The 15,193-nt window shown below is 50.9% G+C and carries 14 protein-coding genes, 2 tRNA genes and 2 rRNA genes; 7 read left to right on the top strand and 11 right to left on the bottom strand.

The genetic code is table 11. The features are described 5' to 3' along the window. Window positions 1-39 precede the first annotated feature (39 nt). A complete protein-coding gene (gene upp / locus D6M16_RS00650) occupies window positions 40-666 on the bottom strand; it encodes a uracil phosphoribosyltransferase (protein ID WP_046221574.1) in 627 nt (208 codons plus the stop codon). Window positions 667-860: 194 nt separating this feature from the next. Here upp and purM point away from each other — a divergent pair, with 194 nt between their 5' ends. Next, window positions 861-1,901, top strand: a complete 1,041-nt coding sequence (gene purM, locus D6M16_RS00645; protein WP_120510137.1) for a phosphoribosylformylglycinamidine cyclo-ligase — start codon at window positions 861-863, stop codon at window positions 1,899-1,901. 3 nt (window positions 1,902-1,904) lie between these two features. Further along, window positions 1,905-2,549, top strand: a complete 645-nt coding sequence (gene purN / locus D6M16_RS00640) for a phosphoribosylglycinamide formyltransferase (RefSeq protein ID WP_120510136.1) — start codon at window positions 1,905-1,907, stop codon at window positions 2,547-2,549. Between the two features lie 65 nt (window positions 2,550-2,614). Here purN and D6M16_RS00635 read toward each other — a convergent pair whose 3' ends face one another. Further along, window positions 2,615-3,427: a class II glutamine amidotransferase gene (locus tag D6M16_RS00635; protein ID WP_120510135.1), complete on the bottom strand. Its 813-nt coding sequence runs from the start codon at window positions 3,425-3,427 to the stop codon at window positions 2,615-2,617. A 30-nt stretch (window positions 3,428-3,457) separates the two neighbouring features. Continuing rightward, window positions 3,458-4,042: a D-sedoheptulose 7-phosphate isomerase gene (lpcA, locus tag D6M16_RS00630; RefSeq protein WP_120510134.1), complete on the bottom strand. Its 585-nt coding sequence runs from the start codon at window positions 4,040-4,042 to the stop codon at window positions 3,458-3,460. 358 nt (window positions 4,043-4,400) lie between these two features. On the opposite strand from lpcA, the gene fadE reads away from it, so the two are divergent. Beyond that, on the top strand, window positions 4,401-6,854 hold the full coding sequence (gene fadE / locus D6M16_RS00625) for an acyl-CoA dehydrogenase FadE (RefSeq protein WP_120510133.1): 2,454 nt from the start codon (window positions 4,401-4,403) through the stop codon (window positions 6,852-6,854). A gap of 122 nt (window positions 6,855-6,976) precedes the next feature. Here fadE and D6M16_RS00620 read toward each other — a convergent pair whose 3' ends face one another. Continuing rightward, window positions 6,977-8,233, bottom strand: coding sequence for a TIGR03503 family protein (locus tag D6M16_RS00620; RefSeq protein ID WP_120510132.1), 1,257 nt, complete (start codon window positions 8,231-8,233; stop codon window positions 6,977-6,979). A 7-nt stretch (window positions 8,234-8,240) separates the two neighbouring features. After that, on the bottom strand, window positions 8,241-8,972 hold the full coding sequence (gene dnaQ / locus D6M16_RS00615) for a DNA polymerase III subunit epsilon (protein ID WP_120510131.1): 732 nt from the start codon (window positions 8,970-8,972) through the stop codon (window positions 8,241-8,243). 51 nt (window positions 8,973-9,023) lie between these two features. Here dnaQ and rnhA point away from each other — a divergent pair, with 51 nt between their 5' ends. Next, on the top strand, window positions 9,024-9,488 hold the full coding sequence (gene rnhA / locus D6M16_RS00610) for a ribonuclease HI (protein WP_120510130.1): 465 nt from the start codon (window positions 9,024-9,026) through the stop codon (window positions 9,486-9,488). A 16-nt stretch (window positions 9,489-9,504) separates the two neighbouring features. Here rnhA and D6M16_RS00605 read toward each other — a convergent pair whose 3' ends face one another. Next, complete coding sequence (locus D6M16_RS00605; protein WP_120510129.1) at window positions 9,505-10,248, bottom strand: methyltransferase domain-containing protein; 744 nt, start codon at window positions 10,246-10,248, stop codon at window positions 9,505-9,507. 38 nt (window positions 10,249-10,286) lie between these two features. Here D6M16_RS00605 and gloB point away from each other — a divergent pair, with 38 nt between their 5' ends. From gloB to D6M16_RS00590, 3 genes are all read left to right on the top strand, one after another. Beyond that, window positions 10,287-11,045 (top strand): hydroxyacylglutathione hydrolase, encoded by a 759-nt coding sequence (gene gloB, locus D6M16_RS00600; protein WP_120510128.1) that lies wholly within the window; start codon window positions 10,287-10,289, stop codon window positions 11,043-11,045. A 71-nt stretch (window positions 11,046-11,116) separates the two neighbouring features. Beyond that, a complete protein-coding gene (locus D6M16_RS00595; protein WP_120510127.1) occupies window positions 11,117-12,721 on the top strand; it encodes a LysM peptidoglycan-binding domain-containing protein in 1,605 nt (534 codons plus the stop codon). Further along, complete coding sequence (locus D6M16_RS00590) at window positions 12,718-13,407, top strand: YIP1 family protein (RefSeq protein ID WP_120510126.1); 690 nt, start codon at window positions 12,718-12,720, stop codon at window positions 13,405-13,407. Before D6M16_RS00595 ends, D6M16_RS00590 begins: the two co-directional genes overlap by 4 nt. On the opposite strand, the gene D6M16_RS00585 is transcribed toward D6M16_RS00590, so the two are convergent. The 5 genes from D6M16_RS00585 to D6M16_RS00565 form a co-directional block, all read right to left on the bottom strand. Then, window positions 13,373-14,230 carry an endonuclease/exonuclease/phosphatase family protein gene (locus tag D6M16_RS00585; protein ID WP_120510125.1) on the bottom strand — a complete coding sequence of 286 codons (858 nt, stop codon included), beginning with the start codon at window positions 14,228-14,230 and terminating at the stop codon, window positions 13,373-13,375. The genes D6M16_RS00590 and D6M16_RS00585 overlap by 35 nt on opposite strands. A 426-nt stretch (window positions 14,231-14,656) precedes the next feature. After that, window positions 14,657-14,733: transfer RNA gene (locus D6M16_RS00580), tRNA-Trp, on the bottom strand. Between the two features lie 24 nt (window positions 14,734-14,757). Then, window positions 14,758-14,834: transfer RNA gene (locus tag D6M16_RS00575), tRNA-Asp, on the bottom strand. A gap of 41 nt (window positions 14,835-14,875) precedes the next feature. Next, window positions 14,876-14,991 (bottom strand): 5S ribosomal RNA (gene rrf / locus D6M16_RS00570). Window positions 14,992-15,104: 113 nt separating this feature from the next. Further along, a 23S ribosomal RNA gene (locus tag D6M16_RS00565) occupies window positions 15,105-15,193 on the bottom strand; the annotation flags it as partial.

The raw sequence follows: 15,193 nt of genomic DNA, 5'->3' as shown, positions 1-15,193 counted from the left end.
CCGGCGGATTGCCGGTTTTTTTATACACACTATTTGTTGTTACTTGGTGCCAAAGATTTTGTCACCCGCATCGCCCAGGCCCGGAACGATATAGCCTTTATCGTTCAGTTTCTGATCGATAGCCGCTGTGTACAGCTCAACATCCGGATGTGCTTTTTCAAGAGCGGCAATCCCCTCAGGCGCAGCCACCAGTACCAAGACTTTAATGGCACTACAGCCGTGCTCTTTGAGCAAATCAATGGTCGCAATCATAGAGCCGCCAGTCGCCAGCATAGGATCAACCACCAGTGCCATACGCTCATCAATGTTTGATGCCAGCTTATGGAAATAAGGCACAGGCTCCAGCGTTTCCTCATCGCGATAAATACCGACCGTACTTATACGGGCACTTGGCATGTGTTCCAGCACACCATCCATCATACCCAGACCGGCACGCAGGATCGGTACCACTGTCACTTTCTTACCTTTGATCTGATCGACCTCAACCGGGCCGTTCCAGCCTTCAATGGTAATTTTCTCTGTTTCGAAGTCAGACGTCGCTTCGTAAGTCAGCAGGCTACCCACCTCAGTCGCCAGCTCGCGGAACCGCTTGGTGCTGATGTCGGCTTCACGCATCAGGCCAATTTTATGCTTCACCAGCGGATGTTTTACCTCAACGACTTTCATCTTGGACTCCTACACAACAAAATTTCAAAAAAATCGATCTATTATACACTAGTCCATAGTCTTACAGGTAGGGAATAGCAGCTTATCTGCTTGGCTTTCACCCAGCAGGAATATTTGACGCAAACGTTTTCCTTTCCGCCCTTACTGCTGTTATCATACTGCGGATTTTGCGATTTAACCGGTGAGGATCTGTTGTGAGCGGTAATCATTCTTCTCTTAGTTACAAAGATGCAGGTGTCGATATTGATGCAGGGAATGCCTTGGTTGATCGAATCAAAGGTGTAGTCAAACGCACGACTCGTCCTGAAGTCATGGGTGGTCTGGGTGGATTTGGCGCCCTGTGTTCTCTGCCAACCAAGTACAAAGAACCTGTACTGGTTTCCGGCACAGACGGTGTAGGAACCAAGCTGCGTCTGGCGATGGATCTGAAAAAGCACGACACCATTGGTATCGACCTTGTCGCCATGTGTGTCAACGATTTGATCGTACAGGGTGCAGAACCCCTGTTTTTCCTCGACTACTATGCAACAGGCAAGCTGGACGTTGACACGGCAGCAAGCGTCGTGGGCGGTATCGGTGAAGGTTGTGTGCAGTCTGGCTGTGCATTGATCGGTGGTGAAACGGCAGAAATGCCGGGCATGTACCATGGTGAAGATTACGACGTAGCCGGATTCTGTGTCGGTGTGGTTGAAAAGTCTGAAATCATCGATGGCACCAAAGTGAAAGCAGGCGATGCACTGATTGCCGTCGCATCCAGTGGTCCTCACTCAAACGGCTATTCTCTGATCCGTAAAATCCTTGAAGTTTCACAGGCCGATCTGACTCAGGATCTGGAAGGTAAGCCATTGGCTGACCACCTGCTGGAGCCAACCCGTATTTATGTGAAATCCGTACTCAAGCTGATGGAAAGCTGCGACCTGCACGCTATCTCTCACATTACCGGTGGCGGTTTCTGGGAAAATATCCCACGCGTACTGCCTCAGGGCACAAAAGCGGTCATTGATGGCAAGAGCTGGGAATGGCCGGCTGTGTTCAACTGGCTGCAAACCGCGGGCAATGTTGAAACGCACGAAATGTACCGCACCTTTAACTGTGGCGTTGGCCTGGTCATTGCCTTGCCTCAGGCGCAGGCGGAGCAAGCTGTTGCACTGCTGAACGCTGAAGGCGAGAGCGCCTGGCTGCTGGGAACCATTGCGGATGCTGCCGAGGGTGAAGCCCAGGTGGAGATTCGCTAAGCAATGAAAAACATTGTTGTCCTCATATCTGGCAGCGGCTCTAATTTACAGGCCATCATAGATGCCTGTGAAAACGGCGTGATAGATAACGGCCGCATTGCAGCCGTTATCTCTAATAAATCCGACGCTTATGGGTTGGAGCGTGCACGGCTGGCCGGTATTGCGACGGCGCACCTCGCGGCGAAAGATTATGCCGACCGCGACAGCTTTGACCGCGCACTGGCAGATCTCATCGATGGGTATCAACCGGACTTAGTGGTGCTGGCAGGTTACATGCGTATCCTGAGCGGTGATTTTGTCCGTCACTATCATGGTCGTATGCTGAACATCCACCCCTCCCTGCTGCCTAAGTATACCGGTTTGCACACCCACCAGCGTGCGCTGGATGCCGGCGATCGGGAACACGGCACCAGTGTGCACTTTGTCACGGAAGAATTAGACGGTGGCCCGGTCATTCTGCAAGCCAAAGTACCGATTTTTTCTGATGACACAGCTGACGATGTGATGGCTCGGGTTCAGCAGCAAGAGCACCGTATTTACCCGTTAGTCTGCCAGTGGTTCCTGCAAGGACGTGTGATCATGCAAGATGATGCCGCCTTTTTGGACGGCGAACGGCTGCCACAACAGGGTTACGCCTCAGAAGAGTGATCATTTAGGCACTGAATACAAAAATGCGGCTATCCAGCCGCATTTTTTATATCCAGAGAACAAGCTTAAGTGAGTGACGGCGGGGGATCTTCCGGTACGTCCAGCACGCGCTTGTTAATCAGTTCACCATAATGGAATACGGCAAATTCGCCCGTTGCCATTTTGTGCCAGCGCTCATCATTGGTCAGTGGCTGAGTGGCAATAACAGTCACCACATCATTGGGTGTGGTCTCCTGCTGAAAATCAATAGTGACATCTTCATCAATCAGCGAGGCTTTGCCAAAAGGGGCTCGACGGGTGATCCAGTGCAGGTTATTGGTACAGTAAGTCAGTACAAACTCACCATCACTCAGCAGCATGTTATATACGCCAAGCTTCCTCAGCTCATCGCAACACTCAGCCACCACCTCAAAGATCAGGCTCCAGTCATCCGGTGGTTGCGGAAATGTGCTGTCAATCTGATTCATCAACCAGCAGAAAGCAATTTCGCTGTCTGTATCTCCGACCGACTGAAACCGCCCCGCTTCCAGGTTTTCGTACCCGGTCAGCTGGCCATTGTGGGCAAAAGTCCAATAACGTCCCCAGAGCTCACGGGTAAAGGGGTGAGTATTCTCCAGACACACCCCACCCCGGTTCGCCTGCCTGATATGGCTGATCACCGCGCAGCTTTTAATCGGGTACTGTTGCACCAGCTCAGCAATTCTAGAATGACAACTGGGTTTAGGATCTTTGAATGTACGAAACCCTTTACCCTCATAGAAGGTAATGCCCCAGCCGTCTGCGTGCGGGCCAGTTCGCCCACCACGTTGCATCAGACCGGTGAAACTGAAACAAATATCAGTAGGTACGTTGGCACTCATGCCAAGCAGTTCACACATGTTTCCTCTGCCCTCTGTCAGGTTACCGAATTACTCGGCCCCTTCCATTTCCTTTTCAACCAGCATGATAAGAATATGGATGATCTTAATGTGAATTTCCTGAATGCGATCAGCATAACCAAAATGCGGCACGCGGATTTCCACATCGGCAATACCAGCCATTTTGCCGCCGTCTTTGCCTGTCAGCGCAATCACTTTCATGCCTTTCGCTTTCGCCGCTTCAATGGCCTTCAAAATATTCGCTGAATTGCCGGAGGTTGACAGACCAAACAGCACATCGCCTTTCGCACCAACCGCTTCAAGATAACGCGAAAACACATATTCATAACCAAAGTCATTACTGACACAAGACAGATGGCTGGGATCAGAGATCGCAATGCCCGGATAACCTGGACGGTTATCCCGGTAACGGCCCGTCAGCTCTTCAGCAAAGTGCATGGCATCACAGTGCGAACCGCCGTTACCACAGGACAGCACCTTACCGCCTTGTTTGAAAGAATCTGCCAGCAGCTTTGCGGCAGCCTGAATATCCGCCAGATTTTTTTCATCGCTGATAAATCGGTTCAGAACGTCGGCCGCTTCAGTCAGTTCGGCACGAATGAGATCTTGGTACATAGGCTTTTCTCTGTGATTTGTTGTGTTAAAGCAAGGAATTCCCTGCCGGATATGCCCTGACAGGCAGTTTACCCAGAAACACTAGGAAGTGTCGACTGACCGGGCAGCAATTGCAGTGATTTTCCCCTCATATCAGCGTCCCGGCGAACAAGGAAACCGATTCCCTGCCACTTTTACCGCTTTTTTGTCGCCCCTATCCTCCAATGACGATGAGAAGCTACTCAGCAAAATCAAAAAAAGATTTTTACATTTCGCTAAAGATTAACTTACAATCAATTCAAGTGGTATGACCTCTTACCCGAATACAATATTTATTAAAAATACCCTAAGGGAATATCTCTAATAAGGAGAAGAAAGAATGGCTACACTTGTGTACCTGCTGGGGTTGTTGGTGATAACCGGAGTGCTCGCTTATCACAGAGCCAGCCTCAGAACCTTCACTCTTGTTTTCGCTGTAGCGCTTGCTGCTGGTACTTTGCTGGATATCACCGGCGAATACAGCTGGCTGGCTTTCCTGATCATCGCATTGCCGCTGAACCTTCAGGCAATCCGTCAGAAATTACTCAGCAAACCCGCCCTGAAAGCCTTCAAAGGTGTGATGCCGGAAATGTCGCGGACAGAAAAAGAAGCGATCGACGCCGGTACAGTCTGGTGGGAAGCGGATCTGTTCCGTGGTGCGCCAGACTGGAACAAGCTGCATGATATTCCTGCGCCACGCCTGAGTGCAGAAGAGAAAGCCTTCCTGGAAGGTCCGGTCAATGAAGTCTGTCGCATGGTCAATGACTTTGAAGTCACTCATGACATGGCCGATCTCCCTCCGGAAGTCTGGCAGTACCTGAAGGACAAGAAATTCTTTGCCATGATCATCAAGAAAGAGTTCGGTGGTCTGGAGTTTTCGGCTTATGCGCAATCACTGGTGCTGCAAAAACTGTCCAGTGTGTCTATGGTGATGTCATCAACTGTCGGTGTGCCTAACTCATTAGGTCCGGGTGAGTTGCTGCAGCACTACGGAACAGAAGAGCAGAAAAACCACTACCTTCCTCGCCTCGCGGCAGGTAAAGAAATTCCCTGTTTTGCACTGACCAGCCCGGAGGCAGGCTCTGATGCCGGCTCGATTCCAGATTTCGGTATTGTCAAAAAAGGCCTGTGGCAGGGTGAAGAAATCCTGGGTATGGAGCTGACCTGGAACAAGCGTTATATCACGCTGGCGCCCGTGGCCACGGTTCTGGGCCTGGCTTTCAAGCTATACGATCCAGAACATTTAATTGGCGATGAAGAAGAACTGGGTATCACCTGTGCCCTGATCCCGACGCATTTAGACGGCGTGAAGATCGGTCGCCGCCACTTCCCGCTCAACGTGCCGTTCCAGAATGGTCCGACTCAGGGCGATAAAATCTTCGTTCCGCTGAGCTACATCATTGGTGGTCAGGAAATGGCTGGGCAAGGCTGGCGCATGCTGGTGGAGTGCCTGTCGGTTGGTCGCGGTATCACTCTGCCATCAAACACCACAGGCGGCCTCAAAACGACAGCCCTGGCAACCGGTGCTTACTCACGTATCCGTCGTCAGTTCAAACTGCCTATCGGTAAAATGGAAGGTATTGAAGAGCCGCTGGCACGTATTGCCGGTAATGCTTATGTGCTGGACGCCGCCAGCAGCCTGACGGTCACCGGTATTGACCTCGGTGAAAAGCCGTCGGTTATTTCGGCTATCGTGAAATACCACTGTACTCACCGCAGCCAGCGCGGAATCATCGACGCGATGGACATCATAGGCGGTAAGGGTATCTGTTTGGGTCCAAGTAACTTCCTGGCTCGTGGCTATCAGGGTGCACCTATCGCGATCACCGTTGAAGGCGCCAATATCCTGACCCGCTCCATGATTATCTACGGTCAGGGGGCTATTCGCTGTCATCCCTATGTGCTGACAGAAATGAATGCCGCCTACAACGAAGACCAGCGTCAGGCTCTGATCGACTTTGATGATGCACTGTTCGGTCATATTGGTTTTGTGATCAGTAATTTGATGCGCTCATTCTGGCTCGGTCTGACCGACGGGCGCGGGTCTTCTTCACCGCGTAAAGATGCGACCAAGCGTTACTACCAGCAACTGAACCGCTACAGTGCCAACATGGCTTTACTGTCTGATATGTCAATGGCTGTTCTGGGTGGTTCACTGAAGCGTAAAGAACGCCTGTCGGCACGCCTGGGGGATATCCTGAGCCAGCTGTATCTGGCCTCTGCGACCCTGAAGCGTTATGCCGATGACGGCAGTAAGCAAGAAGATCTGCCGCTGGTTCACTGGGGCCTGCAGGATGCGCTGTATCAGACCGAGCAAGCCATCGACCAGTTCCTGCGCAACTTCCCTAACCGTGCTGTTGCCGGGCTGCTGCGCGTTCTGATTTTGCCGCGCGGTCTGTCTCGGGTGCAACCTAGCGACAAACTGGATCACAAGCTGGCCGTTATGCTGCAAACACCGTGTGAAACCCGTGATCGGTTAGGCCGCGGTCAGTTCCTTGAAGCCATTGAGACTAATCCGGCAGGTATGATGGAAGAAGCGCTGAAAGACATTCTGGCTGCAGAACCTTTATACGACCGTGTGTGTCAGGCGGCGGGCAAAAAACTGCCATTCATGCAGCTGGATCAAGTAGCCGACACTGGCCTTGAGTTGAAAGCTATCAACGAAGATGAAGCTGAGCTGCTACGACGCGCTGAAGCTGGTCGTCTGCGTACCATCAATGTGGATGACTTCGACCCCCAGCGCTTAGTCGCAGGCGTGGCTGATACGCAGAAAGACATTGAGAATGCTGCGTAACCATTTGCTTGCGTAAAACACAAACCAAAAGGGAAGCATTGCGCTTCCCTTTTTTTTGTTAACTGATTTGTTCAGCCTGATTAGCATGATACCCGGGTCAGGATTCACCGTACCTTACGCGGCTAGACTTTTACATCCGGTGGTATTTCCAGCTTAGGCGCTTCCGGTTCGGCTTCAACCAATTTTGTTCGCCTTTTTCTCAAAATCACAAAGATCAGTGCCATCAATACCATCACACCGTTACCCGCCAGGATCATCTTCCATGCCTGGCTGCGGGCGGCCAGTTGTGCTTCGAGCCGCTGTTTTTCTGCTTCAAGCCGGGCCTTTTCCTCTTGTCGGGCACGGTACTCTGCCAGGTTTTTATCTAATTGCAGAACTGACGTAATGGCAAAGTGGCTTTTCTCTAACGGGAAAACCAAGGGGCGCTTTTTATAAGTGTCCGTTGCATACACCCAGCCGGACCAGGCATAGCTGCCAGGCTGGAGCAGGTTAGGAACGGCAACGTCCAGGTTAGTTGTCTCCGGCTGAGACTGCTCCTGGCTGATCGTTATGCTACCATCCGGGGCTTCCTGCTCGACATGTACCGACACCGAGCCCGGCTCAATCATGCCTTCATCAGAGGTCACCACCAACTGATGGGAGTCTTGCTGTGATCTTGCCTGAATGAAGGTGGATAAGACAGGCGGCGGGTAAACCATGACCTGTTGCTCATGAGTACGGAGAAAGATGCCGTTACCAGAGGTGATCTTCACCCGATATCGCCCCGGCTGGATATGTACAGGAAGGGCGACGGTGAACACACCGTCTCCGGGGGCTTCATCAAGCTTCAGCCCATCATCAGCAAACTCACCTAATGACAAAGGCGTGGGCAGTGTATCTTCAGATTGTGTTTCAGGCTCGTCCACATATTCAAAGAAGTTCACCGACATTTTGACACTGTCGAGAAAATCCCTGTCGGTGAGCAACTCGCCATCTTGTGTCAGACGAGCAGTAAATTTGTAAGATTCGCTCTGATACAATCTTTCCGGCAAGGGTGCCACATCCAGCTTCAGGTTGGAAAGTACCTTGATCTGATTCTTGTCACTGACCCGGCCAACCGCCTGCCAGGGGCCCGGCATAGGGTTTTCAATCGTGATGATGTCCCTACCCGGCTCCTCGTGCCAGGCGACATTGTCCGGATGTCGCCACGGATAGTATTTCACCCCGTCCGGCCTGACCAAGACCACATTCTGGTTCTTGGTTTCTCTTTCTACCACGAAGGCCACTTGCTTGACGGTAGGATCAACCCGGAATCGGTTGTCCAGCCAGGACGCAGCCTGCACACTTTGCGTGCCAAGCAACACCGGGATCAATGTAGACAGTAATGCTAGCCTTCGCATGCTTCTCCTATCGACGCCAGAGTGTGACGTCACCTTTTTTCTCAATGATATCTAAACGCGCTTCATGCGCTTCTAGTTCATCGGCAGAAGCACGAATAATCTTTAATGTTTTCCTTCCCGAGGCAAGACGGCGTATTCCGCTTTCTGCACCACTGTCACTTTGTTCACCTGCGGCATTCAATGCCAGCGAAGTCTGCCCACCCGTCATCATCAGATAAACGTCGGCCAGGATCTCAGCATCGAGCAAAGCGCCGTGCAGCGTACGATGAGAGTTATCAATACCGTAGCGCGAGCAAAGTATGTCCAGGTTATTCCGTTTACCCGGGAAGATTTTCTTCGCCATATCCAGGGTATCGGTCACCGAACAAAAGTCAGTGGTTTTTCCGATCGAAGCGTCTAACTTTCTGAATTCATAATCCATAAAGCCGATATCGAAGGGCGCATTATGAGCAACCAGTTCAGCACCACGGATAAAGTCCATAAACTCGTGATGAATGTCAGCATAGGAAGGTTTATCGCGCAGAAATTCATCCGTAATACCATGAACGGCGACGGCTTCTGGATCAATCGGCCGATCCGGTTTGATGTAGACGTGGAAAGTCCGTCCGGTGAATTTCCGGTTAACGATCTCCACAGCACCGATTTCAACGATGCGATGCCCTTCATAGTGAGGGCCGGTCATATTCATACCTGTGGTTTCGGTATCAAATACAATTATGCGTTCATTGGTGGCTTTCATAGTATCGGTTATGTCAGACTAGAGTTTTAATAAAGATGAATACTACCAAAGATGACCAAGCAGGTAGAGATTTTCACCGACGGTTCTTGCCTCGGCAACCCAGGCCCTGGCGGCTATGGCACAATCTTACGTTATAAAGGCCATGTCAAAGAGCTTAATGATGGCTTCTTCATGACCACCAATAATCGCATGGAATTGTTAGCGGCCATAGTCGGACTGGCCAGCCTCAAAGAATCTTGCGACGTTGATTTGACCACTGATAGCCAATATGTCCGTCAGGGTATCACACAGTGGATTCACAACTGGAAAAAGCGCGGCTGGAAAACGGCAGATAAAAAACCGGTAAAAAACGCTGATCTGTGGCAGCAATTAGACCAGGAAACGCAACGCCATCAAGTGCGCTGGCATTGGGTAAAAGGCCATGCCGGCCATCCCGAAAACGAACGCTGCGATGAACTGGCCCGCCAGGCGGCCGAATCCCCCTCAAAAGACGATACCGGTTACCAGGAAAGCTGACAACTCTCAGCCGGTATTATCCCGACTGCTTCTTGTTAGCCTGAGTGCGGCAATTCACGCTGATTGGCGTGAGTTGTCGCCGCAGCTTCCAGCTTGGCTTAATCGGCTTGAGTGGAAACGTTCGCTTTCTGGCCACAATCAGATAAATCCCGCCGATGCCGGAGAAGGATCCCGACAGCATACTTTCTGCCCAGGCAGAAAACGCCGGGTAACGGGTGGGCGGTAAAATCGCCAGATTTTCGTGAAATACCACTTCGTAATTCAACACCCCCAGCCAGTCTTTGACCCGGATAGGCATGAACATACGTCCCGACCAGGGCGCACGTTTCCGGTTCCAGGGCAGCAGCCCCCGCATACCGTGCAAGCTCAGCGGATTATAACCCGTGATCAGCAGATAGCCGTCATCGACCAGCACCCGGTCAACTTCCCGAAGCAGTGAATGGGGATCACCACAGAAATCCAGCTGATGCGCTAACACGCAGGCATCAAAGGATTTTTCCAGAAAAGGCAATGCCATCGGATCGGCTTCAAGATTCCGAAGCGGATTATCGCGATCAATACAAACCTGATGGCGGATGTTACAATGACCACTGACGAATTCGCAGCTCAGGCCGCCCAATTTCAGCATGTGGTAGCCAAAGAGTCTCGGCCACCATTCATCCAGCTGAGCCTGAAGCATTTGTGCCGCCCATTCTCCCTGAACCAGCTGAGACCAGGATGAGGGTGTGTCGATTTCTTTTATCGTGCGGGCTGGCTTCATAAATGATGACTCACACATCAAGGACTGGAGACAATTTCATGCTAACTATTAAGAGCATACCTGCATTTAACGACAATTACATCTGGCTAGTTCAAGGACCGGATAATCGCTGTGTTGTTGTCGACCCCGGCGACGCCACGCCTGTTCTGGATTGCTTAAACACCAACAATCTGACACTTGAAGCGATACTAATCACCCATCACCATCATGATCATGTTGGCGGCATCAGTGAACTTAAGCGAGCTTTCCCTTCTTGCAAGATAGTCGGCCCTGGCGCTGAAGCCATTCCCGGATTGACACAGTCTGTCGAAGATGGCGATCAGGTCGATATTTTCGGCGAGCGTTTCATGGTATTGGGCTTACCCGGCCATACCTCAGGGCACATTGCTTATGTTGGCGATGGCAAGCTTTTCTGCGGCGACACTTTGTTCTCGGCTGGCTGTGGCCGCCTTTTTGAAGGCACAGCAACCCAGATGTACAATTCGTTACAAAAATTAACCGCATTGCCAGACGAAACAGAAGTTTTCTGTGCACATGAATATACCAGTAGTAACTTGGCCTTTGCGTTAGTTGCAGAACAGGATAACCCTCACCTGCAGCGTTACCGTGAAGAGGTCAGTCAGCGACGTGCCCGAGGCATAAGCACGATTCCAACGACTTTAGGGTTAGAAAAACGCGTTAATCCGTTTTTGCGTTGTGATCAACCCAGTATCAAAAAAGCTGTTTCAGATAAAGCGGTTAACGACAGTGACCTGGAAACCTTCGCCGCCCTCAGACGTTGGAAGGACAATTTTTGAAGGACGGTCACTTGTAACCAGCACCTTTCGCCAAGTATTATCACCTGCGATTTTGGCTAAAGGCAGGTTACATGAAATCCCGATTTTTTTTAGCGAGTGCGCTGCTTCTGGCTGGTTGCCAAATAACAGGAAATTCTCAAAAAGAGCCTGTGGCGACTAATCAGGAAAGTTCAGCTGCAGCGCAAAATAGTAACAATACAGATCCAACGGCAAAGCACACAGGCGCAGCAAACAAGTCTGTGACCGCATTGGGTATACCCATGGCTGCTGTTGAGCCGCCTGCCCCTGTGATGGCACCACAGGAACAGGATGATGCATGGCAACGCATCGCTATGCAGCTCAAATTCGATGTCCCGGATAACAAACGTGTTAATTACTACCGCAACTGGTATCTTCGCCATCCCGGGCATCTCACTATCGTCGCTTCTCGTGCAGAGCCCTTTCTCTACTATATAACTGACGCCGTCGAAAAACGTGGTATGCCGCTAGAGTTGGTACTGCTGCCTATCGTAGAAAGCTCCTTTGATCAGTTTGCCTATTCACATGGCCGTGCGGCCGGTTTATGGCAAATCATCCCAGGGACTGGCCGCCAGTTTGGCCTGAAACAAAATTGGTGGTACGACGGTCGTCGTGATGTAGTCCAGTCTACCGAAGCAGCCCTTGACCTGCTTGAGTACCTCAACCGCCGTTTCGATGGTAACTGGCTTCATGCTCTTGCCGCTTACAACTCGGGAGAAGGCAGAGTATTCAGGGCGATACGCGAGAACAAGAAAGCCGGAAAACCAACAGACTTCTGGTCACTGAATCTGCCGGAAGAGACCAGCGGATACGTTCCCAAACTACTGGCTGTTGCTGATATCGTCCGTAACCAAAACAAGTACGGCGTTGATATTCCTTTCATTGCCAATGAACCTGCGGTAGAAACCGTCGATCCAAAAACCCAGATGGATCTGGCTATGGCCGCTAAATATGCAGGACTTTCGCTTTCAGAGCTGAAATCGCTCAATCCTGCTTATAATCAGTGGGCAACCGCCCCCGAAGGTCAGACCCACCTTCTGCTACCGGTAGCTAATGTCGCGACCTTCAATCAATCTTTTGAAGAGAATGGCCGGCAGGGCATGAAAGTCGTGCGCTATCAAGTCAAGGCCGGTGACAGCCTGAGCGTACTGGCTAAAAAGCACCACACCTCAGTTGATCTCATTCAACGGGCGAACAAAATGGCAGGTTCAGGCATCAGAGCGGGCAAGTATATTCTTATCCCTGTTGCGATGAACGGTGAAAATGCTTTCCCAAGCCTGACCGAAGTGCGCTCGCAAGTCAGCCACGGCAGCGGATACCGCACAATTTATAAGGTGGAATCCGGCGACAGTTTGTGGACGATTGCGAAGAAGCAAAAAGTCAGTATCAAAGAGCTGATGAAATGGAATGGCTTAAGCAAGCAGTCGACCCTGCGCGTCGGACAGAAGCTGAACATATGGAAAACCAGCCAAAACGGCGGCGTGATCAGAACGGTTTTCTATGAAGTTCGTTCCGGCGATAATCTCAGTGCTATTGCTGATCGTTTCAATGTGAAACTGGCAGATGTCATTAAATGGAATCAGCTAGGTAGTCAGAAGTACCTCAAGCCCGGCCAGAAACTGAAGCTGTTTGTTGATGTCACTAAGGTGAGCGTATGACGCCGTCAAGCAATCCATTTATCGCTTTGCTGGACTTGTTTCGCTCCCCAGTCGATTGCTTCACCGCTGTACACCAGCGCCCCAAATGGGCGCTGGTCCCTTATCTGCTATTGATACTCACTCCCTTTGGATTATGGGGAAGTTACTTTAATCAGGTCGATCTGGTATGGCTACAGGACACACTTCGCAACCAGTTACCCCAGCTGACGGACGAAAATCAGCTTAACTGGCTGTCACGTGAAGTACTGCTGGCCGGAGAAGTGTTCAGTGATATTTTGGGTCGCACTGCCAGTCTCTTGCTGCTGGCGCTTTGGCTGAATCTGGCGACGAAGAACAGTAAAGCACCGCAACCTTTCGGTAAGTGGCTGGCTGCAAGCTGCTTTATAATGCTGCCAACTCTGATCGGCGATCTGGCCAGTTATCTGAATGTGTTATTCAACCCATCGCAAGTACTGCCAAACGCCGCAGATTTGAACAGCTTGAACGCTTTCATCAAGCTGCCGATGAATCATCCCTGGGCCGCTTTTGCCTCCAGCATTCCTTTGCTTGCGCCTTGGTATATTGCGCTTAGTTATATAGCAGTCAGCCTGTGGTGCGGTATTGATCGAGCCAAAGCAATTGTTATTGCCACATTGCCTTGGTTACTGGTCGTTACTGTTTGGCCCCTTTTGATTCTAACAGCCTAAAACGGGCAATGATTGGATGATGGTCTGAGGCATCGGTTCCCGGTGCCTCTGCCTGCTCCAGCTTGAGGCCACGATAGAATAGGTGATCAAGCGGCCAGCCGAGAATTCTGATTCGCAGATCTTTTTCCATTGTCACCTCGTGAAGTGCCAACTGTTCTGCGAACTCCTCCACCACTTCCATTCGCTCCTTGCGCCAGGTGTTAAAATCTCCGGCCATTATCACAGGGCCTTCTTCCTTATTAATCTGAGCTGCTAATGCTGCAAACTGTGCCCGATACTCCTCAACCCCCCAGGCAAAGTTAATTCCATGCACATTGACTACCGTAAGTGTAGTCCCATCCGACAAAGGATATCTCGACAACAGTGCAGATTTAGGTAAACGAAGCCAGGGCTCTACCGCCAGATAAGCACAGGTCTTTTTTGCTTTTTCCCGCGATAAGTTCATCACACCTGCAGGCGTATCTAAAAAGGTAAAGGCATTGGCCATTGTCACTTGCCAGCGACTTTCTTGCAGGTACTGGCCTAGCTCCTGAGTAAATTTCGCCTCCTGCAACAGAACTAAGTCACTGCCGGCACTAAACCCGACAAGAGCCTTATGCCAGCTTTCTCGCTGCTGCTTGTAAATATTCCAGACAGTAATACTTAATGCACCATTTTGATCTATCGGCGCTGCTGGCGTATTTTCCACACAGCTAATACTGTACTGGCGAACTTGTGCTCCAGACGCAACTTCAGGCTGCTCAGGCACATTAAAAGCCAGATATGTACCACTCACGAGCACAGCCATCAAAAACAAAGCCAAGTAACTCAATTTTTTCAGCATCAGTATCCCTTTCAGCTCGATTTATCTCATTGGTAAACAAGTCGCTATATTATCAGTCGGCTAGCTTCAGACATACCCTAAGTGAAACCATTGCAAAACCTTCTCAGCTAATAGCACACATGGATAAGTAAGCCGAAAACACAAGATCAATAGAGAAATGAGACACGCTAAATAGCTCATTGACAAAAAGCAGACATAACAATCCCCGGTCCGGAGGCCAGGCTTTTGAAAAGTGGCAGGGAATGGCGGATTGACCGGGCTGGCGTACCAGCCGCCGACATCAGCACAACGCACTGACTGTCTGAAACGAAAAAGTAGCAGGGGATGACGGATTGACCGGGCTGGCGTACCAGCCGCCGACATCAGCGCAACGCGCTGACTGTCTGAAACGAAAAAGCCCCGTCTGATGACGAGGCTTTTAAAAAGTGGCAGGGGATGACGGATTCGAACCGCCGACATTCGGTTTTGGAGACCGACGTTCTACCGGGCTGAACTAATCCCCTGCAAGCTATTTCTAGCTAATAAGGTGGCGGAGCGGACGGGACTCGAACCCGCGACCCCCGGCGTGACAGGCCGGTATTCTAACCAACTGAACTACCGCTCCACACGGTCGAAACCAGACTGGGTCTGCTTTCTGAATAGGGAGCCTGGCGATGTCCTACTCTCACATGGGGAGACCCCACACTACCATCGGCGCTGCTGCGTTTCACGTCTGAGTTCGGCATGGGATCAGGTGGGTCCACAGCGCTATGGTCGCCAGGCAAATTCTTATCTACCGCCCTTGGGCGATACATCACAATCTGGGAAAGTTAACTAGTGTTCTCAGCACATCATTCAAGTGCTCATGGAGTCCGTAAAACCCCTTGGGTGTTGTATGGTTAAGCCTCACGGGCAATTAGTACAGGTTAGCTGAGCGCCTCACAACGCTTACACACCCTGCCTATCAACGTTCTAGTCTCGAAC

Source organism: Photobacterium salinisoli, assembly GCF_003614885.1.
In the GTDB taxonomy this organism is placed as follows: Bacteria; Pseudomonadota; Gammaproteobacteria; order Enterobacterales; family Vibrionaceae; genus Photobacterium; species Photobacterium salinisoli.
The sequence above is the reverse complement of the archived record's forward strand: the minus strand, read 5'-3'. Positions and strand labels throughout refer to the sequence as shown.